This window comes from Paraburkholderia sp. A3BS-1L (assembly GCF_051125215.1).
Classification (GTDB): domain Bacteria; phylum Pseudomonadota; class Gammaproteobacteria; order Burkholderiales; family Burkholderiaceae; genus Paraburkholderia.
Genome location: NZ_CP120442.1, coordinates 2,505,829 through 2,529,821 on the forward strand (window position 1 = coordinate 2,505,829; position 23,993 = coordinate 2,529,821).

The window sequence follows — 23,993 nt, forward strand, 5'->3', positions numbered from 1 at the left end:
CGTCCCGTTGTTCATGGTGCGCGCTTACGCGTTCGACGCCGTCTGGCTGACGCCCGGCGCGGGCCGGCCATGCCACTTCACGACGATGCGGCGGCCAACCCAGGTGAGCGCGCCGCACGCGCCGATCGTGCAGCCCATGCCGAGCGGCGAGACACCCGGGAACCAGCCGACCACGACGCTCGCGAACGCGCCCAGCGCGAGCTGCGTCGCGCCGAACACCGCAGCGGCCGCGCCGGCGTTCTTCGGGTAGCGGTACATCAGATCGGTCGCGCAGTTCGCGCTCAGCAGCCCCACCACGCCCACCACGAAGAACAGCCCTGCCACGATCGACCACAGCCCGCCCCAACCCGTCACGCACACGAGCGCAACAAAGAACGACGCGGCGATGCTCACCGTGGAGGCCATCGACACCATGCGCAGCGTGCCCATGCGCCCGATGAAGCGCGTGTTGAGGAAATTGCCGAGCATGATGCCGAACACGTTCGCGCCGAAGAACAGCCCGTAGTGCTGGGGCGAGACGTGGAAGTACTCGATATAGACGAACGGCGTGGCCGAGATATAGGTGAACATGGCCGCGAACGCCATGCCGCCGCACAGCATGTGGCCCCAGACGAGCGGGTCGCGCAGCAGCCGCTCGTACGCCATGAATGAGCGCAGCACGGCGCCGCTCTCGCGCTTCTCGGCGGGCCAGGTCTCGGGCACGCGCAGCCAGGCGGCCGCAGCGCACGCGAGGCCGAACAGTGTGAGTGCGACGAACACCACGCGCCAGCCGCCGAGCAGCAGCAACTGCCCGCCGACGAGCGGCGCGAGCAGCGGCCCGATCGAGGTGACGATGGCGACCATCGACAGCACCTTGGCGGCGTCGGACGGCTCGTGCGCGTCGCGCGCGATCGCCCGTGCGAGCACGGAGGCCGCGCCCGCGCCGAGCGCCTGCAGAAAGCGCACGACCGTGAGCTCGCCCACCGAGTACGAGAACCAGCATGCGATGCTCGCGAGCGTGAAGAGCGCGATGCCGCCCAGCAGCACGGGGCGACGGCCGTAGGCATCGGAGAGCGGGCCGTAGAGCAGCATGCCGATCGAGAAGCCGGCCATGAAACTCGTGAGCGTGAGCGCGGCCGCAGCCGTGCTCACGCCGAACGACTGGGCGATGGCGGGCAGGCTCGGCAGGTACATGTCGGTGGCAAGCGGGCCGCAGGCGGCGAGCACGCCGAGCAACAGGATCAGCCGGCCATCGGGCCGGCGTCGCGGGGAATGGGGCATGGGATCGACCAGGAGCGGACCGTCGCCGAGGGCGCGGTCCCGGTGTTCTGGGCCGCTTCGGCATGAACCGGTTGGGGTCTCATCCGCGTCTCTCCTCCGCATCTCGATTGCGATGCAAGTGCGACGCGGGTGACGCAAAAAGCGGCTACGTAGCGGGGGCATTGTACCCGACGCTTAAATTCCGCTTTCGGCATCGCGCAAGGCCGGCCAGGCCGGGCTGCGCCCACGCTTTGCGTTAAGCTGCGCCCTTTCCCGTTCTTCAATGCGCCGCACGGCGCGAGCTTCGTTCATGAGCGCCTACCTGCTGATCTGGAGCCCCAGGAAGTGGCCCTGGCCCGAGTTGCCCGACTGCGCGCGCCGCGTTCAGGAAAGCGCTGCCGTCGCCGACACCTGGGGCTGCGGCTTCGCACGCGGCATCCTGCCCGGCGACCGCGTGTTCCTGCATCGCGTCGCCTCCGAGCCGCGCGGCCTGTTCGGCTCCGGCTACGTGACGCGCGCGCCCTACGAGGTGCCCGACCTCGCGTACAAGCGCGGCTATCGGCTATGCATCGACTTCGTCTACGACTGGCTGGTCGACGCCAACGACAACGTCGTCATCGCGCGCGACGCGTTGCGCGTCCATCCGTTTTCCGTGCAGACATGGGATGCGCAAAGCTCGGGCACGGTCATCAAGCCGATCGCCGAGGGCGCGCTGGAGAAACGCTGGGCCGAGCTGACCGGCAAGCGGCCCATGCCGGCCGCCGCGGTTGCGGCGGTTGCGGCGGTTGCGGCGGTTGCGGCGGTTGCGGCGCATGACGCGCTTGCGCGGACCGCGCGCCGTCCGTAGCGGCCCCCGGCCCACTCGGCGTGAGTCCGGTACAATTTCGCCATTGCCGCCCCTTCGCTGGCGCCCGGCCCGGCACCTCGTCTGGCCGGCCCCGAGCCGCATGGGGTCCGAGCGTCGGCGCGCCAAGGCCCCGCCTGCCGCGCGCCTGATCACACCACTGCAGCCACCGCACCAACCACTCTCGCAGGCCCAGCACCCATGTCCAACAGCTCGTCCACGAACCAGGCCCTCTTCGAACGCGCCCAGCGCACCATTCCGGGCGGCGTCAATTCGCCCGTGCGCGCGTTCCGCTCGGTCGGCGGCACGCCGCGCTTCATCGAGCGCGCACAAGGTGCGTACTTCTGGGACGCCGAAGGCAAGCGCTATATCGACTACATCGGCTCGTGGGGCCCGATGATCGTCGGCCATGTCCACCCCGAGGTGCTCGAAGCCGTGCAGCGCGTGCTCGTCAACGGCTTCTCGTTCGGCGCGCCCACCGAGGCAGAAATCGAGATCGCCGAGGAAATCTGCAAGATCGTGCCGTCGATGGAGCAGGTGCGCATGGTGTCGAGCGGCACCGAAGCCACCATGAGCGCGCTGCGGCTCGCACGCGGCTACACGAAGCGCGACCGCATCGTGAAGTTCGAAGGCTGCTATCACGGCCACGCCGACAGCCTGCTCGTGAAGGCCGGCTCGGGTCTGCTCACGTTCGGCAACCCCACATCGGCGGGCGTGCCGGTGGACATCGCGAAGCACACCACGGTGCTCGAGTACAACAACGTCGCGGCGCTCGAAGAAGCGTTCAAGGCGTTCGGCGACGAGATCGCCGCCGTGATCGTCGAGCCCGTCGCGGGCAACATGAATCTCGTGAAGGCCACGCCCGAATTCATTGGCGCGCTGCGCAGCCTCACGGCGAAGCACGGCAGCGTGCTGATCTTCGACGAGGTGATGTGCGGCTTCCGCGTCGGCCTGCGCGGCGCGCAGGCGCTCTACGGCATGCAGGCCGATCTCGTGTGTCTGGGCAAGGTGATCGGCGGCGGCATGCCGGCGGCGGCGTTCGGCGGCCGCCGCGAGATCTTGGACCACCTCGCCCCCAACGGCGGCGTGTACCAGGCGGGCACGCTCTCGGGCAACCCGATCGCCGTGGCCGCGGGCCTGAAGACGCTGCAACTCATTCAGGCGCCGGGCTTCTACGACCGGCTCACAGCGCAGACCGCGCGGCTCGCGCAAGGCCTCTCGCAGGCCGCACGCGAAGCGAACGTGCCGTTCGTCGCCGATTCGGTGGGCGGCATGTTCGGTCTCTATTTCGCGGACAAGGTTCCGGGCAGCTTCGCGGAAGTCACGAAGAGCGACGTGACGCGCTTTAACCGCTTCTTCCATCAGATGCTGGACGCGGGCGTGTACTTCGCTCCGTCGGCTTACGAGGCGGGCTTCGTGTCGAGCGCGCACGACGACGCCCTCATCGACGAAACGATCGCCGCCGCGCGCCACGCGTTCGCCGCGCAGTAAGGCACACCGTAAGGCGCGCAACAAGGCGCGCCGAGCATCAGCCGAACGCGGGGCGCACGCCCCGCCCCTCGTCCGCAACGCCCCGGAGCCCGCACGACATGTTTTCGCAAGCCGATTTCACCTACATGGAGCGCGCGCTCGCCCTCGCGGTGCGCGGTCTGTACACGACCGATCCGAACCCGCGCGTCGGCTGCGTGCTGGTGAAGGACGGCGTGGTGATCGGCGAGGGCTTCACGCAGCCCGCTGGCCACGACCACGCCGAAATCCAGGCGTTGAGGGACGCGCGTGCGCGCGGCCACGAAGTGCGCGGCGCCACTGCCTACGTTACGCTCGAACCGTGCAGCCATTTCGGCCGCACGCCGCCCTGCGCGAATGCACTGATCGAAGCGAAGGTCGCGCGCGTGATCGCGGCGATGGAGGACCCCAACCCGCTCGTTTCGGGGCGCGGCCTCTCGATACTGCGCGACGCGGGCATCGAAGTGCGCTGCGGCCTGCTCGCCAACGAAGCGCGCGAACTGAATATCGGCTTCGTCTCGCGCATGACGAGAAAGCGCCCCTGGGTGCGCATGAAGGTGGCGGCATCGCTCGACGGCCGCACCGGCCTGCCTTCGGGCGAAAGCCAGTGGATCACGGGCGAAGCCGCGCGCGCCGACGGCCACGCGTGGCGTGCACGCGCCTCGGCCATCCTCACGGGCATCGGCACTGTGAAGGAAGATGACCCGCGCATGACCGTGCGCGCGATCGACACGCCGCGCCAGCCCAAGCGCATTCTCATCGACAGCCGTCTCGACGCCTCGCCGCTCTCACAGATCTTCGTTGGCGCGCCCACGCTGGTGTTTTGCGCCGCGCTCGACGCCACCATCGAGGAACGCGCCGATGCGCTGCGCGCGCGCGGCGCCGAAATCGTCGCGCTCGGCAACGCGGGCGGCAAGGTGGATCTGCCCGCCGTGCTCACGGAGCTGGCCGCGCGCGGCGTGAACGAACTGCACGTGGAAGCCGGCTACAAGCTCAATGGATCGCTGCTGCGCGAAGGCTGCGTGGACGAGCTGCTCGTCTATCTCGCGCCCTCGCTGCTCGGCACGGACGCGCTCGGCATGTTCAATCTTGCCGCGCCCGCGACGCTCGATGCGCGCACGCGCCTCGCGTTTCACTCGGTCGAGCGCGTCGCCGAGGATCTGCGCATCCTCGCGCGCCTCGTGCCCGATGACTCGAATACGAATCTCGACGCGGACACGCACGCGCATGGAGACGCATCATGATTGTTTCTGACGAACTGAACGCACTGAATACAAAGGACAGCCAGATGTTTACCGGAATCGTCGCGGCCGTGGGCCGCATCGAATCGATCAAGCCGCTCGGCAGCGACGCCGATGCGGGCGTGCGCCTCACCGTCGACGCGGGCGGCCTCGACCTCGACGACGTGCAGCTCGGCGACAGCATCGCCATTCAGGGCGCGTGCATGACCGTCATCGAAAAATCTGCGACCCGCTTCGACGTGGACGTCTCGCGCGAAAGCCTGAACCGCACCGTGGGCCTCGCCGACACCGGCGAAGTGAATCTGGAAAAAGCGCTGCGCGCGCACGACCGTCTGGGAGGCCATATCGTCTCGGGCCACGTGGACGGCCTTGGCACTGTCACGCGCTTTGCGCCCGTCGGCGAGTCGCACGAGCTGCGCGTGCTCGCACCCGCGGAGATCGGCCGCTATCTCGCCTATAAGGGCTCGGTCACGGTCAACGGCGTGAGCCTGACCGTAAACTCGGTGGACGACCGCGCGGACGGCTGCGAATTCTCGATCAACCTGATCCCGCACACCGTTGAAGTGACCACGCTCAAGCACCTCGTGGCCGGCGCGAAGGTGAATCTCGAGATCGATTTGATTGCGCGGTATGTGGAGCGGATGCTCGGTGCATCTCAGAACAACCCTAAACCGTTGAAATAATCCGGATTTTGAAATCCACGGTTTACCGCTGCCTCCCCCGATCTGGCCAAATTCGCGATTGGATGGCGGCGGTGATTCCGAATGTGCACGACCCTTACCTACGGTTCGTATTATCGTCAGGTCTCCAAAATTCGGCTCTTCGCCCATTCAACAGGGTCAAAATTTCCGCCAAAATGGCCCTGACTCTGTGTCCCGGGCACCGCGCAAGCGCAACTGCAGCATCACTGATAAAATCCGTCCAAATTCCCTCGCGGCCGCCTTTTTGACGCGCCGCGCGCTCCCCACCCGAACACCATGAAGGAGGCAAAGATGGCAGTAGTCAAGAAGGCCGCCGTCATGCCGCCGGTTCGGGTGATGCCACATATCGCGCACGCGCTGCTTCCGGTGCGCTGACTGCGTCCACGACGGCGCGTCTCGGGCGGTGCGCCCGTGGCGGCGATCTGGCCGCCACGCCGCTTTCCCACGATTTCGAGGATTGACGTTCGGCATCCGGTGCCTGAACGAGCGAACCCCGTTTTCCGCTCATCGCATTTCTGAAGAGTCTTCAGGCCTTTGGCCCGAAGCATCTGTCCATGGCAGACCAAGACAAAAACCCTGCTTCCGGCGGACAAACGTTCCGCAATGTTCTCGGCTTCACGTTCCGGCAGTGGTCGCGCCAGCCGCGCCGCGCAGGCGCGGTGGCCCTCGCCGCGCTACTGGGCGCGCTCGCCGACGTGCTCACGCCGCACTATGCGGGCCAACTCGTCGACGCGCTCGCGCACGACGCCGCGAGCGGCAATGCCGCCGCCTGGCACGCCGCCGTCACGGCGTTCGGGGCACTGACGGCGCTCGGGCTCACCGGCACGCTGATGCGCCAGGCCGCATTCCAGAACATCATCGTGCTCACGCTGAAGATGATGAGCGAGATCGCCACGCACGCCTTTCACCGCGTGCAGCGCTTCTCCACCGACTGGCACGCGAACAGCTTCGCCGGCTCGACCGTGCGCAAGATCACGCGCGGCATGTGGGCGCTCGACCTGCTCAACGACACGCTGCTCGTGGCGCTCTTTCCGTCGCTCGTGATGCTGGTCGGCTCGACCGCCCTGCTCGCGCTGCAGTGGCCCGTCATGGGCCTCGTGGTCGGTATCGGCTCGGTGCTTTATCTCGCCATCACCGTGTCGCTGTCGCTGTTCTACGTCGCGCCGTCGGCGCGCCTCGCGAACCAGTGGGACACGAAGATGGGCGGCGCGCTCGCCGACGCCATTTCGTGCAACGCGGTCGTCAAGGCCTTCGGCGCGGAAACGCGCGAAGAGGCACGGCTCGCGCGCGTGATCGACAAATGGGACAGCCGCACGCGCCGCACCTGGCGGCGCGGCACCTTCAACGGCGGCGTACAGGGCGCGCTGCTGGTTGCGATGCAGGCCGCCATACTCGGCGCGGCGCTCCTGCTGTGGGCGCACGGGCTCGCGAGCGTGGGCGACATCACCTTCGCGCTCACGCTGTTTTTCCTGCTCAAGGGTTATCTGCGCGACGTGGGCATGCACGTGCGCAACCTGCAACGCTCGGTCAACGACATGGAAGAGCTGGTGATGCTCGAAGCCCAGCCGCTCGGCATCGAAGATGAAGCGGGCGCGCCACCGATCGTGATCGACCGTGGCGACATCCGCTTCGAGAACATGACGTTCCGTTACGGCGCGCACGAGCGGCCGCTCTACGCGAATCTTTCGCTGCGCATCGCGCCGGGAGAGCGCGTGGGTCTGGTCGGCCATTCGGGCTCCGGCAAGACCACGCTCATCAAGCTGATCCAGCGCCTCTACGATGTCACCGACGGCCGCATCACGATTGACGACCAGGACATCGCGCAGGTGCAGCAGGCGTCGCTGCGCTCGCAGATCGCCATCGTGCAGCAAGAGCCGGTGCTGTTCCACCGCTCGCTTGCCGAGAACATTGCTTATGCGCGGCCCGGCGCGACCCACGACGAGATCGTGCTGGCGGCGAAACTCGCGAGCGCGCACGACTTCATCATGGCGCTGCCGCGCGGCTATGAAACGCTCGTGGGCGAGCGCGGCGTCAAGCTCTCGGGCGGCGAGCGCCAGCGCGTGGCGATCGCGCGCGCGTTCCTTGCAAACGCACCGATCCTGATCTTCGACGAAGCGACCTCCAGTCTCGACAGCGAAAGCGAAGTGCTGATCCAGCAGGCGATGGAGCGGCTGATGGAGGGCCGCACGACGGTCGTGGTCGCGCACCGGCTTTCGACCGTGCGCGCGCTCGACCGCCTGCTGGTGCTCGAGCGCGGGCGCGTCGCGGAGGAAGGCACGCACGACGAACTCGTGCGCCGCGAGAACGGGCTGTACCGCCGCCTGTTCGAGCGCCAGGCGCTGGAGCTCACGAAGGGACTCGCCGACGATGTCGTGCTGCGATAAACGGCGACCGAACAGCTTCATTGTCGCGAAAGCGCCACTCGGGGGGCGTGCGGGACGTTCGGCCGACCCTTGCATACGCCCGATGCGCATCCGGCGAGGCGAACGCCCAACGCCTGCAAGCCCGCTCACGCACACGCCAGACCCAAATCCCTCCGCCACCCTTCGTTCTGGGCGACGCGCCCGCCCGCGTGGCGTAAAATGTGCGCTTTCCAGCCAAAATTCCACCATGACGCTCGCCTCCACCCTTGAAATCATCGCCGAGCTCAAAGCCGGCAAGATGGTGATCCTCGTCGACGAAGAAGACCGGGAAAACGAGGGCGACCTCGTCATCGCAGCGGAGTTCGTCACGCCTGAAGCCATCAACTTCATGGCGAAGTACGGCCGCGGCCTGGTCTGCCTCACGCTCACGCAGGAGCGCTGCAAGCTGCTCAACCTGCCGCTCATGACCTATCGAAACGGCACGCAGTACGGCACGGCGTTCACGGTCAGCATCGAGGCGGCCGAAGGCGTCACCACCGGCATCTCCGCCGCCGACCGCGCACGCACGATCCAGACCGCCGTGGCACATGACGCGCGCGCCGAGCATATCGTGCAGCCGGGCCACGTGTTCCCGATCATGGCGCAGCCCGGCGGCGTGCTCGTGCGCGCGGGCCACACCGAGGCCGGTTGCGACTTCACGGCGCTTGCGGGCCTCACGCCGGCGGCGGTGATCTGCGAGATCATCAAAGACGACGGCACGATGGCGCGCCTGCCCGATCTGATCGAGTTCGCCAAGGAGCACGACATCAAGATCGGCACCATCGCCGACCTGATCCACTACCGCAGCCGCACCGAATCGATCGTCGAACGCGTGGCCGAGCGCACCATGCACACCGCCCACGGCACGTTCCGCGCGGTCATGTACGTCGACCAGCCCACCCGCACGCCGCACATCGCGCTCGTGCGCGGCACGCCCAAGCCCGGCGAGGACACGCCGGTGCGCGTGCACGAGCCGCTTTCGGTGCTGGATCTGCTGGAAACGGGCTCCTCCACGCACTCGTGGACGCTCGACGCGGCCATGCGTGAAATCGCCGAGCGCGATCTCGGCGTGATTGTCATGCTCAACTGCGGCGACACCAAGGAACATCTGATCGACGTCTTCAAGGCGTTCGACCAGAAGGAGCGCGCAGAGGCGCTCGCGCGCCGGCCGGTGGACTTTAAGACATACGGCATCGGCGCGCAGATCCTGCGCGAACTCGGCGTGGGCCGCATGCAGGTGCTCTCCAAGCCGCGCCGCCTCGGCAGCATGTCGGGCTATGGCCTCGAAGTCACCGGCTTCGTGCCGATGCCGGGCAGCGACGCAGAAGCGCCCTGCCCGCCGGAAGCCGCCGACCGCTCTGCACATTAAACCGCAGGCCCCACTTCACGCGTCACCACGCTCAACCGAACCTACGGATATCACATGGAAATCGGACAATACCAACCGAATCTCGACGGCGATGGACTGCGCATCGGCATCGTCCAGTCGCGCTTTAACGAACCCGTCTGCAACGGCCTCGTCGACGCCTGCATCGAAGAACTCGAACGCCTCGGCGTCACCGGCGAAGACGTGCTGCTCGTCACCGTGCCGGGCGCGCTGGAAATTCCACTCGCACTGCAAAAGCTCGCCGAAAGCGGCCAATTCGACGCCCTGATCGCGCTCGGCGCGGTCGTGCGCGGCGAGACGTACCACTTCGAGCTCGTCTCGAACGAAAGCGGCGCGGGCATCTCGCGCATCGCGCTCGACTTCGGCGTGCCGGTCGCGAATGCGGTCCTCACGACCGAGAACGATGAGCAGGCCATCGCGCGCATGACCGAGAAGGGTCGTGACGCCGCGCGCGTCGCCGTCGAAATGGCGAACCTCACGGTCGCGCTGGAGCAGCTCGACGGTGGCGACGACGACGAAGACGAGGAAGACGAAGAGGAACAGCAATGAAGAGTGCGCGCCGCCGCTCCCGCGAACTGGCCACGCAGGGCTTGTATCAGTGGCTGCTGTCGGGTGTGCCCGCCGGCGAGATCGACGCGCAGCTGCGCGGTTCGCAGGGCTACGACAAGGCCGACCACGAGCACCTGGACGCCCTTCTGCACGGCGTGATCCGCGAATCGGAGGAGCTCTCCGCCGCCATCGTGCCGTGCCTGGACCGTCCGATCGAGCAGCTCTCGCCCGTCGAGCGCGCGGTGCTGCTCGTGGCGACCTACGAGTTCAAGCACCACGTCGACATTCCGTATCGCGTCGTCATCAACGAGGCGGTCGAGCTCACGAAAACCTTCGGCGGCTCTGACGGCTATAAGTACGTGAACGGCGTACTCGACAAGCTCGCGGCGCAATTGCGCGCCACCGAAGCCCAGGCCGCCCGCCGGTCGTAATGGCGGTAAGGGTTGTAATGGCATGAAGCGCGCGGGGCCGGGGCATCGAGCCCTCGGCCTCTCGCGCGCTCCATCGCCCGCAAGCACTGGAAACACCCGCATGAACACTGTTGCCGAACCGCTGCTGCGGCTTGCCGCGCGCGTCGACGAGATCCAGCCTTTCTACGTCATGGAACTGGCGAAGGAGGCCGCGAAGCTCGAACGCGCCGGTCGCGACATCATCCATATGGGCATCGGCGAGCCGGACTTCACGGCGCCCGAGCCCGTCGTCGAGGCCGCCGCCGCGGCGCTGCGCCGTGGCGTCACGCAATATACGAATGCGCTCGGCCTCCACACGCTGCGCGAGGCGATCGCGGCGCACTACGAACACGCCTACGGCCTGAAGGTCGATCCGGCACGCATCGTCGTGACGGCCGGCGCCTCGGCGGCGTTGCTGCTCGCCTGCACGGCGCTCGTCGACCGCGACGACGAAGTGCTCATGCCCGACCCGTGCTATCCGTGCAACCGGCACTTCGTGGCCGCCGCGGAAGGCAAGCCGGTGCTCGTGCCGAGCGGCCCGGAGGCGCGCTTCCAGCTCACCGCCGGCGACGTCGAGCGTCTGTGGACGGCGCGCACGCGCGGCGTGCTGCTCGCCTCACCGTCGAACCCCACCGGCACCTCGATCGAGCCCGACGAGCTCGCACGCATCGTGAAGGCCGTGCGCGCACGCGGCGGCTTCACGATCGTCGACGAGATCTATCAAGGCTTGAGCTACGACGCTCGCCCCGTCTCCGCCCTCTCCTTCGGCGACGACGTGGTGACCGTCAACAGCTTCTCGAAGTACTTCAACATGACCGGTTGGCGGCTGGGCTGGCTCGTGGTGCCGCCCGTGCTGGTCGGCGCGTTCGAAAAGCTCGCGCAGAACCTGTTCATCTGCGCGTCGGCGCTCGCGCAACATGCGGCGCTCGCCTGTTTCGAGCCGCAGACGCTGGACATCTACGAAGCACGCCGGCTGGAGTTCAAGCGCCGCCGCGACTTCATCGCGCCTGCGCTCGAGTCGCTCGGCTTCACCGTGCCGGTGATGCCCGACGGCGCGTTCTATGTCTACGCCGACTGCACGAACGTCAATCACCCGGCGGCCGGCGACAGCGACGCGCTCACGCGCGCTATGCTGCACGATGCAGGCACGGTGATGGTTCCGGGCATGGACTTCGGCGCGGCGGCGCCGCACCAATATGTACGGCTCTCATATGCCACGGCTTACGAGCGGCTCGAAGAGGCGGTCGGGCGGCTGCGGACCTTGTTCAATCGCTGATCCCCCAGCGATTCCGTTGCTGCCGCCAAGCCGGCAGACATGAAAAAAAGGCACCCGAGGGTGCCTTTTTCGTTTTTCGTATTCGCCAGCATGTCCTGCTGGCCGGAGTCCGATCTCGATGCCTTTCGATACCTTGTTACGCGCCGAACTCGGACTGGCTGTGCTTCTGGGCCGCCGTGCTGGCGCCGTTGTTGGCGTCGTCCTGTTCAGGTGCGGTATTCTCGGCCGCGGGCTTCTCCACCAGCGCATGCGCGTTGTCGAGCGTCACGTGCACACGCTTCTCGCCGCTGGTGCTCGCCACTTTCTGCACCGACGACGTGCCGGCCGTGGACGTCACAGGCGCCTGTGGCGCGTTGATCGGCACGTTGCGGCCACGAGCCACGTCGCGCAGACGCCCGCGCTCGGCCATGACCTTGGCGCCGTAGCCACCGTCGTCGGGCGAGGTCGAGCCCACGTACAGGCGCAGACCGCCCGGCAGCGAACCGCCGCGCGCGATACAGTCCTTCAGGACCAGCGCGCCGACCTTGATGTTCGCGAGCGGATCAAGCGCAGCGCTCTGGCCGCCGAAGTACCGGAATTTGTCCGAGTGAACCTTCGACATGACCTGCATGAGACCTTGTGCGCCCACGCCACTTTCGGCGTACGGGTTGAAGCCCGACTCGATCGCCATGACCGCGAGCAGCAGCAGAGGATCGAGCCCCACTTCACGGCCGGTGTCGAAGGCAGCCTTGACGAGTTCGCCGACCGGCTCCTGCGCCACGCGATAGCGGCGCGCGATATAGGTCGCAACCATCGCCTGTTCGCGCGCCGAAACCAGCACGCGGTCGTCGCGGGCATCGGGCGTGATGCGCTGCGACGGGATCATGCGCGCCAGCGTGCCGACGCTCGGCAGCGAACGCGGGTCGAGACCATTGAGCGTGACCGCGTCGAGCGTGGCCATGCCGCCTTTGGAAACGCTGGTTGCGACGCGATCCACCACACCGTTGGAAGCGCCGGGCGTCACGTTAGCCGCGGGCGCACCGGCATCGGGAAGAAATGCCACAGCGCCAGCCTTGCTGTCTTCGTTCGCCATCACGCTGGGCGGCGGCAGGACCGCAGGCAGCGGATTGCCCTGCAGCAGACGCGCGGGGCCCGCCTGCACGGCTGCAGAAACAAAAGGCATCATGCGCGCCGCCACCGCGCCGCGCCACGAGGGCAGCAACCAGATAGCGAGCGCAACCAGGACGGCGCAACCGCCCACGATGCTGAACAGATGGTGGCTCAAACGCGTGCCACGTCGCAGTAGCGCACGCAGCCCCGAAGCGAAACGCTCATCGGCGCGCCACCACGATAACCAGGTATTCATCTAACGGATCTCCCATGTTGCATGATCCGGCGACCGAAGCTGACACGAGGCCAAATGCCAATCGCAGGATCAAGACACCGTGCGCCCTGGCTGGTGCGGCAACGGTGTCGGGAAAACGGCAGGAACGCCGTAAGTGGAACCCCTTCCTGACTACCGGGCACGCCTTGGGCGTGCATGAGAGGTTCTCACGCAAACAGCCGGCGCAAAGAGGCGCCGGCTAAGACAACCAATCTAGACCGTGAAGAGCCGTGCAGGGAGTCGGCTAAACGGTGACGCGTTGCGTCTGAAAGGACCGGGATGGTGGTTAGAAATTGCAAGCCCTGCAACCAGTGTGGACGGATTCTAGCAGGCTTTAATAGATGGTCAACACTATAGAATGTCAAATTTATAACTATTTGTAATAATGAACACTGTTCAATCCGGGCAACCCCCCATTCAGTGAGCGTCTGCGGCCGGTTAGCCAATCTGGCTGACAGCGTGCGTCAAGTAACACGGGTAAAATCGACAAACGTTTCGCCTCTGCCCTCGCCGCACGCTGCGGCTCCGCTCCTATCCTGATGAAATACAAAGACTTGCGCGACTTCGTCGGTCGCCTGGAGACGCTCGGCGAGTTGCGCCGCGTTCCACAAGCTGTCTCTCCGGTGCTGGAAATGACCGAACTCTGCGACCGCGTATTGCGCGCCGCCGGTCCCGCCCTGTTATTCGAGAGCCGCGCGACCCATGCGTTCCCCGTGCTGGGCAACCTCTTTGGCACGCCGCGGCGCGTCGCACTCGGCATGGGCATCGATGCACCTGAGAGCGCCGGCGACGGCGCAGCGCTCGAGTCGCTGCGCGACGTGGGGCGGCTGCTCTCAGCGCTGAAGGAACCCGAGCCGCCGCGCGGCCTGAAGGACGCCGGCAAGCTGCTCACGCTTGCCAAAGCCGTCTGGGACATGGCGCCGAAGACCGTGAGTGCGCCGCCCTGCCAAGAGATCGTCTGGGAAGATAACGACGTCGATCTCGCGAAACTGCCGATCCAGACCTGCTGGCCCGGCGACGCCGGCCCGCTCATCACCTGGGGCCTCACGGTCACGCGAGGGCCCAACAAGACGCGCCAGAACCTCGGCATCTACCGCCAGCAACTCATCGGGCGCAACAAACTCATCATGCGCTGGCTCGCGCATCGCGGCGGCGCGCTCGACTTCCGCGAATTCGCGCTGCAGAACCCTGGCAAACCTTATCCGGTGGCGGTCGTGCTCGGCGCCGACCCGGCCACCATCCTCGGCGCCGTTACGCCGGTGCCCGATACGCTTTCGGAATATCAGTTCGCGGGTCTCTTGCGCGGCGGGCGCACCGAGCTTGCAAAGTGCATCACGCCCGGTGTGGACACACTCCAGGTTCCCGCACGCGCGGAAATCGTGCTCGAGGGGTTCATCTACCCCCATGATCGCGCGAACGGCAGTGCCCAGCCTACTGCTCCGTCGGGCGCACCGCCGCGCCCGACGAAAGGCGCGAGCGCCGCCTACGAGCACGCGCTCGAGGGACCCTATGGCGACCACACCGGCTATTACAACGAGCAGGAGTGGTTCCCCGTCTTCACGGTCGAGCGCATCACCATGCGGCGCGACGCGATCTATCACTCTACGTATACAGGCAAGCCGCCCGACGAGCCGGCTGTGCTCGGCGTCGCGCTGAATGAAGTGTTCGTTCCGCTGCTGCAGAAGCAATTCCCGGAAATCACCGACTTCTATCTGCCGCCCGAAGGCTGCAGCTACCGCATGGCCATCGTGCAGATGAAGAAAAGCTACCCCGGGCACGCAAAACGCGTCATGTTTGGCGTCTGGAGCTTCCTGCGGCAGTTCATGTATACGAAGTTCATCGTCGTAGTCGACGATGATGTGAATATTCGCGACTGGAAAGAAGTGATCTGGGCGATCACCACGCGCATCGATCCCGCACGCGACACCGTGCTCGTCGAAAATACGCCGATCGATTATCTCGATTTTGCGTCCCCGATTGCGGGCCTCGGCTCGAAGATGGGCCTCGACGCCACTAACAAGTGGCCCGGCGAAACGGACCGCGAATGGGGCCGCGCCATCGAGATGACTCAGGACGTAAAGGTGCGTGTCGACCGCCTTTACGAGGAACTCGGGCTCGGGCGCACTTGAGGGTTGCGGGCGCCGGCCCGCAGCCTTAACGTCGAGCCGTAGCCCGGGCGCTGCATATTCGTTGCACACCGCGACGCCTTCGCGACGCCGCGCTCGCTCACCGCGATACGGCCCGCTTCGGGCCGCGCCGCACACGCATCGAGGAGACACGAAGATGAGCTTGTCCGCATCGGAACGCCTGACGCAGTTGCAGGATCCCGCACTCTTCAAGACACGCGCCTGGATCGACGGTGAGTGGAGCGGCGGCGCCGCGACCTTCGCCGTGCTCGACCCCGCCGACAACGCGGAAATCGCCCGCGTGCCCGATTTCGGCCCCGCCGAGGCGCACCGCGCCATTGCCGCCGCGCATGCGGCACTGCCTGCCTGGCGCGCAAAGACCGGCAAGGAACGCGCCGTCATACTGCGCCGCTGGTACGACCTCGTGATCGAGCACGCCGATGACCTCGCCGCAATCATGACCGCCGAGCAAGGCAAACCGCTCGCGGAGGCACGCGGCGAAGTGCTCTATGGCGCCTCGTTTCTTGAATGGTTTGCCGAAGAAGCGAAACGCGTGAACGGCGACGTACTCGCGAGCCCGGCGAGCGATCGCAAGCTCGTCGTGCTCAAGCAGCCGATTGGTGTGTGCGCATCGATCACGCCCTGGAATTTCCCGATCGCCATGATCACTCGCAAAGTCGCGCCCGCTATTGCAGCGGGTTGCACGATCGTCGTGAAGCCGGCCGAACAAACGCCGCTGTGCGCCCTCGCGCTCGCCGAGCTCGCACAGCGCGCTGGCGTGCCCAAGGGCGTGTTCAACGTCATCACCGCCGACTCGGCCAATTCGATCGAAGTGGGCAAAGCGCTCTGCGAAAGCGACGTCGTGCGCCACCTCTCGTTCACTGGCTCGACGCCGGTGGGCCGCATTCTCATGCAGCAATGCGCGCCGACGGTCAAGAAAATTGCGCTGGAGCTGGGCGGCCACGCCCCCTTCATCGTATTCGACGATGCCGATATCGATGCCGCCGTGGAAGGCGCCATGATCTCGAAATATCGCAACGCGGGCCAGACTTGTGTGTGCACCAATCGCTTCTACGTGCACGACAAGATCTACGACACGTTCGTCGAAAAGCTCGCCGCCACGTCGCGCAAGATCAAGGTCGGCAACGGCTTCGAGGCCGGCGTCAACCAGGGACCGCTGATCGACGACGCTGCGGTTGCAAAGGTGACGCAGCACATCGGCGACGCGACGTCGAAGGGCGCCAGGCTCGTCACCGGCGGCCAGGTGCTGGAAGGCCGCTACGTCGAGCCCACCGTGCTTGCTGAAGTCACGCGCGAAATGCTGATCGCGCGCGAGGAAACCTTCGGGCCGGTTGCCGCGGTGTTCCGCTTCCGCGACGAAGCCGAGGTCATCGGCCTCGCGAACGACACCGAGTTCGGCCTCGCCTCCTATTTCTATAGCCGTGACATCGGCCGCGTGTGGCGCGTTGCCGAGGCGCTCGAGTACGGCATGGTCGGCATCAACACCGGGCTCATTTCGAACGAAGTTGCGCCGTTTGGCGGCGTCAAGCAGTCGGGGCTCGGGCGCGAAGGCTCGAAATACGGCATCGACGAATATGTCGAGCTCAAGTACCTCTGCATGGGCGTCTGACCGCACAGCGCACCCGCGCCTGGCAACTGAAAAGCAAACGGCGCAACGCGGCATGAGCCGGCGTTGCGCCGTGGCGGAGAACTTCAGGCGGGTGGCGCCAAGCCACCCGGTATCATCCGTCGAGCTTAGTGGCGGTCCCAGCCACCGTGGTAACCACGATAGCCGCGGTAGTAACCATGGCGCCAGTACGGACGGCCATAGTAGCCATAGCCGCCGTAACCACCCACGACAACTGCGGGCGGCGGCGCATACACCACCGGCGGCGGCGGGGCATAGACGACAGGCGGCGGCGCGTAGACCGGCGCAGCGTAAACCGGATACGCCGGTGCGACAGGAATGCCAATACCAATACCCACCGAAACGTGCGCCTCGGCTGCGCTGACGAGCCCCACACCCAGCACAGCGGCAACGATAAACGAAACGGTCTTTTTCACTTCTCTTCTCCTGGCGACCGACGACGGCGTCGCTCCACATGACGGGCAAAGCCCACACATGCACTCTATCGAAAACGGAGGCCGTCAAAGGTAGCTATTTGTTGCAAATTGCAATCGCCGATGCGGGCTTCCTGACGTTGAATCAAGGCAATGCCACAAATATCTGATGACGCAAGGCCCAAACCTCGACGTATCGCGCCTTCCAAACGCTCCTCGCCGCCACCCAGTCATTTTTACCGGAAATATTGGGGACACCGCCAAACGAGCAGGTAATGTTTCATTACAAATTGGCCAACGCGAGGCATCCGGGCGGGCCTGAAACGACGATGCCCGGTTCACGGACCGGGCATCGTCGAAATGCAATGGCAGAGCGCAAGTGGCGGCGCTATCCGACTTTCACGTAGGTGAACTCGCGCGTAACGCTGGGCGGGACATAGGCGCCGCTAATCCGCACGCGCGGCGTGAGACGCTTCTTCTGATCCCACCAACGGCGACGCTGATGGGGCGTGAGAAACCGCAGATGCTTTCGGTAAGCGAAGATGCTCATCGTGACCTCCCAAATCGGACCACCGACAGGAAACAGCCCAATTGCAAACAGCAACAACGAAACCGGAGCCATAGAACCATTGTGCGCAGGTTTGCGAACCGACAAACGCAGTGTTGCGAGATAGCCGCAGATGCGTGACAGATAGCCCGGGACCTGTTAGTTGCCAGGTCCCCGTGCTGCGCGAAGGCGAACAGGCTGCACACATCATCGTCGCCGCTCCTTACATGCCTTTTAATTGGAGCTTGCCTATTGCATCGGTACGACAACGAACATTTCGCGGCGTGGGACCCTGCACGAGCGCTTTGGCTCACTTTAACCGTTTGCCCCAAAAGCGTCCGAAATCCCCTACGCGGCCTCTTCGCATCCGACGTTTCGCACCATCACTGGCAAAGCATAAGCCGTGGTAATGTGGCAACGGCGCACGCCGGCAGTGCGCACGCGCATCGGGATTCATCAACGGGAACGCCCAATGATCAAGATCAGCATCCTTTATCCGTACCGCGAAAACGGTCGATTCGACACGGAGTACTACGCCACGCGGCATATGCCGCTCGCCGCGCAACTTTTCGGCGACAAGCTCAAGGGCTGGTCGATCGATATCGGCATCAACGCCGGGCCGCCGGGCACGCCGCCCCCGTACGTTGCGGCAGGACATTTCCTGTTCGAAACGCTGGATGATTTTTACGCCGTGTTCAAGCCTCATCAGAAGACGCTCGTCGACGATATTCCCAACTACACCGACGGCGGCAATGGCACGATCCTGGTCAGCGAGGTCAAGGTGTCCGTCTGACCCGCCAGCAGCGCACACGCCCGAAATCTGCCGCCACACACCGTCACTCACTACAAGAAGGAAACAACACCGATGTTCGGCGATATCGCCCGCTTTCTGCTCAACACGATTTTCACGTTGTTCGGCGCCGCCCTGCTGCTGCGCGTCTGGCTGCAGTTCGTCCGCGTTCCGCCGTACAACCCCGTAACGCATGCCATCCAGCAGGCAACCAACTGGCTCGTGCTGCCGCTGCGCCGCGTGATTCCCGGCCTGCGCGGCATCGACCTCGCGAGCGTCGTGGCGGCGCTGATCGCCGCCGTGGCTTATGTGCTGCTGATGGTATGGCTCGCGGGCGTCGACCCGCTCGGTTTCTTGCCTACGCTGTTGATCGTCGCGGTACTGACGGTCGTGAAATGGGCGCTCAACCTGCTCCTGTGGCTGACGATCCTGATGGCGCTGCTCTCGTGGCTGAACCCGCACTCGGCGGCGATGCCCGTGCTGCTTCAGCTTACGGCGCCGTTCCTGAATCCCATTCGGCGCATTCTGCCGAACTTCGGCGGGCTCGACCTCTCGCCCATTCTGCTGTTCGTGATCGTCCAGGTGTTGCTGATGGTGGTCACGCGCGCCGCAGTCTCGCTCACGCTGTTTGGAATCTGATTGGAATCTGATTTGAATCTGATTTGCGCCGCGTCCCGGGAGGCGCGGCGCGATTGCGCAACCCGGTGAAATCCGCGTAAAATAGCGCGCTCTGCGGGCGTCGTATAATGGCTATTACCCCAGCTTCCCAAGCTGGAGACGTGGGTTCGATTCCCATCGCCCGCTCCACGAATTCGCCGCGCTGTCTCGCGCATTCATGCAAGGCGCAGTGGCATCTCTCCAGCCGGCCCGCTTCGAGCGGCTGCGATCTGCGGTAATGCGCCTCGCAGCGCTCCGGCGTCCATGCGCGGACTTTCTCCCGACGCAACCCGCAAGCCCCGAACGCCGCCGTCCCGGCGACACGGCTCGCCCTGCAGACAGGACCGCGAAGCCCGCCGCTCTCACCTCCCGTCCTCGAAGATGAACCACGATCCGAACGACGCAGCCCGTACTGACTGCACGCCGCCCGCCACAGCGGAGAACCCCGCCGCGAACCCGTCGCAGGAAACGGCCATGCCCGATACTTCGACCGAAGCCGCGCAGGCAAGCACCGATCACTCCCTGCACCACCGCCGCATCCGCAGCTTCGTGACGCGCGCGGGGCGCGTCTCGACCGGCCAGCGCCGCGCGCTCGACGAACTCGGCCCGCGCTTCGTGGTGCCGTATGCACCCTACGCATCCGAGGCCGCCGATCAAAACACCAACTGGGACGCCGTGTTCGGCCGGCGCGCGCCGCGCGTGCTGGAGATCGGCTTCGGCATGGGCGCGAGCACCGCGGAGATCGCCGCGCTACGCCCCGAAGACGACTTTCTCGGCGTCGAGGTCCATGAGCCCGGCGTGGGCGCACTGCTCAAGCTGATCAGCGAGCAGAATCTCACGAACATCCGCATCATTCAGCACGATGCGGTCGAAGTGCTCGAGCAGATGATCGCTCCCGCGAGCCTCGACGGCGTGCACATCTTCTTTCCCGACCCGTGGCACAAGGCGCGTCACCACAAGCGCCGGCTGATCCAGCCGAAGTTCGTGCAGTTGCTCGTCTCGCGCATGAAGCCTGGCGCCTACCTGCACTGTGCAACCGACTGGCAGAACTACGCGGAACAAATGCTCGAGGTGCTGGGCGCCGAGCCCGCTCTCGAAAACACGGCCGCCGACTACGCGCCGCGCCCTGCCTATCGCCCGGTGACCAAGTTCGAGCGTCGCGGTCTGCGGCTCGGTCACGGCGTATGGGATCTGGTGTTCAAGCGCCGCGCAGGCTAACGCGTCGCCAGCAAAGACAACCGGGCGCCGCGGCGCCCGTTTTGCAATCCGACGCCGCCGGTTCCGACGGCGATGCGAGCCGCTTCACAGCGTTACTGCCAGTCGAGCCCGTCGCCATAGCCGAACAGAAGAATCACAAGGCCAAACGCGATGCGATACCACGCGAATGCCGTGAAATCGTGCGACGCGATATAGCGCAACAGCCAACGCACGCAGACAAACGCGCTGACAAACGCAGCAACGAAGCCCGCGCCGAACAGCCCGAGCCAATCGGCCGAGAGCGTCTGCCAGGCCTTGTGCATTTCATAGACCGTCGCGCCGAAGATGATCGGAATCGCGAGGAAGAACGAAAACTCGGTAGCGACGCGCCGCTCGACGCCGAACAGCATCGCGCCGATGATGGTCGAACCCGAGCGAGACATGCCGGGAATCAGCGCACAACATTGCGCCAGGCCCACCTTGAAGGCGTCGAGCAGCGAGATGTCGTCCAGCGAATTCACGCGCGCGGGCGGCGGCGCCTTGTCGGCCCCCGTGCCCGGGCCGGCGCGCCGGCGCCCCTCCACCCACAAGATGATCAGGCCGCCCACGACAAGTGCGAATGCAACCGGAACCGGCGAGAACAACGCCGACTTGATCGCCTTCTCGAACAGCAGTCCCAGCACCACGGCAGGAATCGTCGCAATGGCGATGTTGAGCGCGAAGCGCCGCGCCTCGGGCCGCGTGGGCAGCCCCATCGCCACAGTGCCGATCTTGCGGCGGAACTCCCAGCACACGGCAAGGATGGCGCCTAACTGGATCACCACGTCGAAGGTTTTTTCGAACTCGCCGTCGAAACCGAGCGCGCTCCCCGCCACGATCAGGTGTCCAGTGCTCGAAATCGGCAGAAATTCCGTCAGCCCCTCGACAATGCCCAGAATCAGGGCCTTGCCCGCCACAATCCAGTCCATCCCCACTCCCTTGCGGAAAATATGCGCCGGAGGGATCGTGCGCCGCTCGCGTGCACGCCCGCCGACGGCTGCACGCGGCGAGCTTCCCGTCGCTTATTTCTCGACGATCTGCACGCGTATGCCGTTTGTAAGGATGGTGATTGTACCGGGTTCGTAGTTCACCCCGGCAAACTGAAGCTGATCCGGCTTGAACGTGTAAATGGGATAGTTGGCCAACAGCTGGGTAGCCGCCATCGCGGCAACGGCGTTCACTTGCGGCGCGTAGACGGCGGCGCTGCCCGCCATATCGACGCTGTCCACCGTGGGCGACTTCAGAATGACCGCGCGGCTCGGTGCATCGTAGGCCAGTTCGCTCGAGAGCGTGAACGCGCCGCTCACCGGTTCCTGCATCAGCGGACTTTCGAGATGCGCGTCGACGCGCACCGCCACGCGATTGCGATCCGGAAGCAGGGTAACGACCGGGTTCGTGAGTTCGACGTCGAAAAGCTGCTGCACCGAGCGGTGATACGGGAATTTGCGCTGCACCGCGTCCTGCACCTGCTGCTGCGAGAAGGTGTAGTGATCGGGAATAAAAGGAAAGATGCCCGACGCACAAGCGCCCAGCGACATGGCCGCGCAGGCCGCCGCGCAGGCGGAGAGCACAAAAGCCCTTCGGGTGGCGCGAGGCGTACCCGGGTTGCGCGAAGGGGAAAAGGCGCGCAGCGCGCGTCGGATCATGCGAAATCTCCTTAATGAACAACGGCGTTGCGAAGTACAACGGGCTCCAGCGAGCGCCTACGGACTGGTGGCCGCTTCGAGGCGCTCGATCCAGACAAGCGCCTGCTCGCGCGACGCGCCGCACATCTCAGCCTGCGGCTGAAGACCCGAGCAACAGGCGGGACGCAACAGCGAGTCGAATATTTTGCACTGCAAGTCCTCGTCGAGCTGCACACAGCGCACGCCCGCGGGTTTGCCGTGCGGCATGCCAGGAATCGGACTCGAAATGGACGGCGCGATACAGCACGCGCCGCAACCGGGGCGGCATGCGTGGCCAGACGCGGAAAGAAGGAAACCTGCACTCACGACGACTTCCTGAAGCAAAACTGTTACGGATTCGAAAAAACCCGTCGCCGAACCAGCACATGTGCAGGCAAAGCAAAAGGCTGTTGGCATTGTGCCATCGCACGCTGCGACCTTTTTACACAAACAACTCGGCCAATCGACTCTTACACTCAGTTAGTCAGGCGCCCTGGAACGCCCCGCTCTGGATGCCATGTGGCGCATCGCGGGTGCCGCGCCGCCCACCTGAGAGCCCGCATGAGCGACACCGACTTACTCTTTCGCCCCGATCTGCTTGCCAAATACGGCACGAACGGCCCGCGCTATACGTCTTATCCCACCGCACTGCAGTTCCGCGAAGATTTCGACCTCGATCACTACCGGCGCGCCGCGTCCGACCCTGGCGCGGCGGAAACCGACCTCTCGCTGTATTTCCATATCCCCTTCTGCGACACCGTCTGCTTTTATTGCGGTTGCAACAAGGTCGCGACCAAAAACCGCAAGCGCTCGAAACCCTACGTGCAACAACTCGTGCGCGAAATCGAACTGCAGGCGGCGCTTTTCGATACAACGCGGCCAGTCTCGCAGTTGCATTGGGGCGGCGGCACGCCCACCTTTCTCTCGCTGGAGGAAATGAGCACGCTGATGGCCGCCACGCGCGAGCACTTCGCGCTGCGTCCCGACAGCGAGGGCGAATACTCGATCGAGATCGATCCGCGCGAGGCATCGGCGCAAACCATCGCGCATCTGCGCACGCTCGGCTTCAACCGGCTGAGCCTCGGCGTGCAGGACTTCGATCCCGTCGTGCAGCGCGCAATCAACCGCCTCCAGCCGCTCGAACTCACGGTCGACGTCATGAACACGGCGCGCGCGAACGGCTTCGAGTCGATCAGCGTCGATCTGATTTACGGTTTGCCGCACCAGAGTGTCAGCAGCTTTCAGCGCACGCTCTACACGATTCTGCTGCTCGCACCCGAGCGCATTTCGGTATTCGGCTACGCGCACATGCCGCAACTCTTCAAGATGCAGCGGCAGATGGACCCCGCCACGCTGCCCTCGTCGGCCACGCGGCTCGCGCTGCTGCAACTCGTGGTCGAGCAGCTGACCGAGGCCGGCTACGTCTATATCGGCATGGATCACTTCGCGCTGCCCACCGACGAGCTTGCGCGCGCCCAGGCGCAACGCACGCTGCATCGCAATTTCCAGGGGTATAGCACACGTGCGGAGTGCGATCTGATCGGCTTCGGCGCCTCGTCGATCGGCAGGGTCGGCGATGTCTACGCGCAGAACGCCAAGGACCTGGCGAGCTACGGCGCGGCCATCGACGCCGGGCAACTCGCCGTGACGCGCGGCGTGCGCCTCACGGCCGACGACCGCCTGCGCCGCGACATCATCACAGAGCTGATGTGCAATCTGGCGCTGCGCTTCGATGAATTCGAAGCCGCCTATGGCGTGCGCTTCCCGGCCGAATTCGCGCCTGAACTGGAGCGCCTGCGCGCCTTCGAAGCCGACGGCCTCGTGACGTGCCGCTCCGACCGGATCGAAGTGCTGCCTGCTGGGCGCATGTTCGTGCGCAATATTGCGATGGTATTCGACAGGTACCTCGGGGCTCAAACGATCGAGCGGTTTTCTCGCACGGTCTGAGCGCAGCC

Annotated in this window: 22 protein-coding genes and 1 tRNA gene; 16 read left to right on the forward strand and 7 right to left on the reverse strand. The window is 65.4% G+C overall.

Annotation, left to right across the window (positions count from 1 at the left end; all coding sequences use genetic code 11):
• Positions 1 to 24: 24 nt before the first annotated feature.
• Entirely contained in the window at positions 25 to 1,260 is a 1,236-nt protein-coding gene (locus P5W99_RS11385; RefSeq protein ID WP_434660828.1) for a Bcr/CflA family multidrug efflux MFS transporter, read from the reverse strand.
• Positions 1,261 to 1,549: 289 nt separating this feature from the next.
• Here P5W99_RS11385 and P5W99_RS11390 point away from each other — a divergent pair, with 289 nt between their 5' ends.
• The 9 genes from P5W99_RS11390 to P5W99_RS11430 all read left to right on the forward strand — a co-directional run bounded on the left by P5W99_RS11390 (position 1,550) and on the right by P5W99_RS11430 (position 11,594).
• Positions 1,550 to 2,086, forward strand: a complete 537-nt coding sequence (locus P5W99_RS11390) for a hypothetical protein (protein WP_434660829.1) — start codon at positions 1,550 to 1,552, stop codon at positions 2,084 to 2,086.
• A 198-nt stretch (positions 2,087 to 2,284) separates the two neighbouring features.
• Positions 2,285 to 3,574 carry a glutamate-1-semialdehyde 2,1-aminomutase gene (hemL, locus tag P5W99_RS11395; protein WP_434660831.1) on the forward strand — a complete coding sequence of 430 codons (1,290 nt, stop codon included), beginning with the start codon at positions 2,285 to 2,287 and terminating at the stop codon, positions 3,572 to 3,574.
• 98 nt (positions 3,575 to 3,672) lie between these two features.
• A complete protein-coding gene (gene ribD, locus P5W99_RS11400) occupies positions 3,673 to 4,833 on the forward strand; it encodes a bifunctional diaminohydroxyphosphoribosylaminopyrimidine deaminase/5-amino-6-(5-phosphoribosylamino)uracil reductase RibD (RefSeq protein ID WP_434660833.1) in 1,161 nt (386 codons plus the stop codon).
• Between the two features lie 44 nt (positions 4,834 to 4,877).
• Positions 4,878 to 5,513, forward strand: a complete 636-nt coding sequence (locus P5W99_RS11405; RefSeq protein ID WP_421025252.1) for a riboflavin synthase — start codon at positions 4,878 to 4,880, stop codon at positions 5,511 to 5,513.
• A 572-nt stretch (positions 5,514 to 6,085) separates the two neighbouring features.
• A complete protein-coding gene (locus P5W99_RS11410) occupies positions 6,086 to 7,915 on the forward strand; it encodes an ABC transporter ATP-binding protein (protein WP_421024532.1) in 1,830 nt (609 codons plus the stop codon).
• A gap of 226 nt (positions 7,916 to 8,141) precedes the next feature.
• Positions 8,142 to 9,302 (forward strand): bifunctional 3,4-dihydroxy-2-butanone-4-phosphate synthase/GTP cyclohydrolase II, encoded by a 1,161-nt coding sequence (gene ribBA, locus P5W99_RS11415; protein WP_434660835.1) that lies wholly within the window; start codon positions 8,142 to 8,144, stop codon positions 9,300 to 9,302.
• A gap of 54 nt (positions 9,303 to 9,356) precedes the next feature.
• The gene (gene ribH, locus P5W99_RS11420) at positions 9,357 to 9,869 is read left to right on the forward strand and encodes a 6,7-dimethyl-8-ribityllumazine synthase (RefSeq protein WP_129562624.1); all 513 of its coding nucleotides are present in this window, start codon (positions 9,357 to 9,359) and stop codon (positions 9,867 to 9,869) included.
• Positions 9,866 to 10,300, forward strand: coding sequence for a transcription antitermination factor NusB (gene nusB, locus P5W99_RS11425; RefSeq protein WP_035522241.1), 435 nt, complete (start codon positions 9,866 to 9,868; stop codon positions 10,298 to 10,300). Before ribH ends, nusB begins: the two co-directional genes overlap by 4 nt.
• A gap of 100 nt (positions 10,301 to 10,400) precedes the next feature.
• The gene (locus P5W99_RS11430; protein ID WP_421024534.1) at positions 10,401 to 11,594 is read left to right on the forward strand and encodes a pyridoxal phosphate-dependent aminotransferase; all 1,194 of its coding nucleotides are present in this window, start codon (positions 10,401 to 10,403) and stop codon (positions 11,592 to 11,594) included.
• Positions 11,595 to 11,730: 136 nt separating this feature from the next.
• Here P5W99_RS11430 and P5W99_RS11435 read toward each other — a convergent pair whose 3' ends face one another.
• Positions 11,731 to 12,939, reverse strand: a complete 1,209-nt coding sequence (locus P5W99_RS11435) for a transglycosylase SLT domain-containing protein (RefSeq protein ID WP_434660838.1) — start codon at positions 12,937 to 12,939, stop codon at positions 11,731 to 11,733.
• Positions 12,940 to 13,496: 557 nt separating this feature from the next.
• On the opposite strand from P5W99_RS11435, the gene P5W99_RS11440 reads away from it, so the two are divergent.
• Together P5W99_RS11440 and P5W99_RS11445 are read left to right on the forward strand one after the other, a co-directional pair.
• Positions 13,497 to 15,086 (forward strand): UbiD family decarboxylase, encoded by a 1,590-nt coding sequence (locus P5W99_RS11440; RefSeq protein WP_434660839.1) that lies wholly within the window; start codon positions 13,497 to 13,499, stop codon positions 15,084 to 15,086.
• 154 nt (positions 15,087 to 15,240) lie between these two features.
• Positions 15,241 to 16,713: an NAD-dependent succinate-semialdehyde dehydrogenase gene (locus P5W99_RS11445; protein WP_434660840.1), complete on the forward strand. Its 1,473-nt coding sequence runs from the start codon at positions 15,241 to 15,243 to the stop codon at positions 16,711 to 16,713.
• A 125-nt stretch (positions 16,714 to 16,838) separates the two neighbouring features.
• Here P5W99_RS11445 and P5W99_RS11450 read toward each other — a convergent pair whose 3' ends face one another.
• Positions 16,839 to 17,147 (reverse strand): hypothetical protein, encoded by a 309-nt coding sequence (locus P5W99_RS11450; RefSeq protein WP_421043230.1) that lies wholly within the window; start codon positions 17,145 to 17,147, stop codon positions 16,839 to 16,841.
• A gap of 385 nt (positions 17,148 to 17,532) precedes the next feature.
• Entirely contained in the window at positions 17,533 to 17,694 is a 162-nt protein-coding gene (locus tag P5W99_RS11455) for a hypothetical protein (RefSeq protein ID WP_174220060.1), read from the reverse strand.
• A gap of 469 nt (positions 17,695 to 18,163) precedes the next feature.
• Between P5W99_RS11455 and P5W99_RS11460 the strand changes: the two genes are divergently transcribed.
• From P5W99_RS11460 to trmB, 4 genes are all read left to right on the forward strand, one after another.
• The gene (locus tag P5W99_RS11460) at positions 18,164 to 18,484 is read left to right on the forward strand and encodes an EthD family reductase (protein WP_421025253.1); all 321 of its coding nucleotides are present in this window, start codon (positions 18,164 to 18,166) and stop codon (positions 18,482 to 18,484) included.
• A 72-nt stretch (positions 18,485 to 18,556) separates the two neighbouring features.
• Positions 18,557 to 19,120 (forward strand): YggT family protein, encoded by a 564-nt coding sequence (locus P5W99_RS11465; protein WP_421024539.1) that lies wholly within the window; start codon positions 18,557 to 18,559, stop codon positions 19,118 to 19,120.
• A 93-nt stretch (positions 19,121 to 19,213) separates the two neighbouring features.
• A tRNA-Gly gene (locus tag P5W99_RS11470) sits at positions 19,214 to 19,288 on the forward strand.
• A 324-nt stretch (positions 19,289 to 19,612) separates the two neighbouring features.
• Positions 19,613 to 20,356: a tRNA (guanosine(46)-N7)-methyltransferase TrmB gene (gene trmB, locus P5W99_RS11475; RefSeq protein ID WP_421024540.1), complete on the forward strand. Its 744-nt coding sequence runs from the start codon at positions 19,613 to 19,615 to the stop codon at positions 20,354 to 20,356.
• Positions 20,357 to 20,448: 92 nt separating this feature from the next.
• Here the strand turns inward: trmB and P5W99_RS11480 are convergent, their stop codons facing one another.
• The 3 genes from P5W99_RS11480 to P5W99_RS11490 form a co-directional block, all read right to left on the reverse strand.
• A complete protein-coding gene (locus P5W99_RS11480; protein ID WP_421024541.1) occupies positions 20,449 to 21,303 on the reverse strand; it encodes an undecaprenyl-diphosphate phosphatase in 855 nt (284 codons plus the stop codon).
• Between the two features lie 93 nt (positions 21,304 to 21,396).
• Positions 21,397 to 22,020, reverse strand: a complete 624-nt coding sequence (locus P5W99_RS11485) for a DUF1439 domain-containing protein (protein ID WP_421024542.1) — start codon at positions 22,018 to 22,020, stop codon at positions 21,397 to 21,399.
• A 57-nt stretch (positions 22,021 to 22,077) separates the two neighbouring features.
• Positions 22,078 to 22,365 (reverse strand): YkgJ family cysteine cluster protein, encoded by a 288-nt coding sequence (locus tag P5W99_RS11490; protein ID WP_434660843.1) that lies wholly within the window; start codon positions 22,363 to 22,365, stop codon positions 22,078 to 22,080.
• 234 nt (positions 22,366 to 22,599) lie between these two features.
• Between P5W99_RS11490 and hemN the strand changes: the two genes are divergently transcribed.
• Positions 22,600 to 23,985, forward strand: a complete 1,386-nt coding sequence (hemN, locus tag P5W99_RS11495) for an oxygen-independent coproporphyrinogen III oxidase (RefSeq protein ID WP_434660845.1) — start codon at positions 22,600 to 22,602, stop codon at positions 23,983 to 23,985.
• Positions 23,986 to 23,993 lie beyond the last annotated feature (8 nt).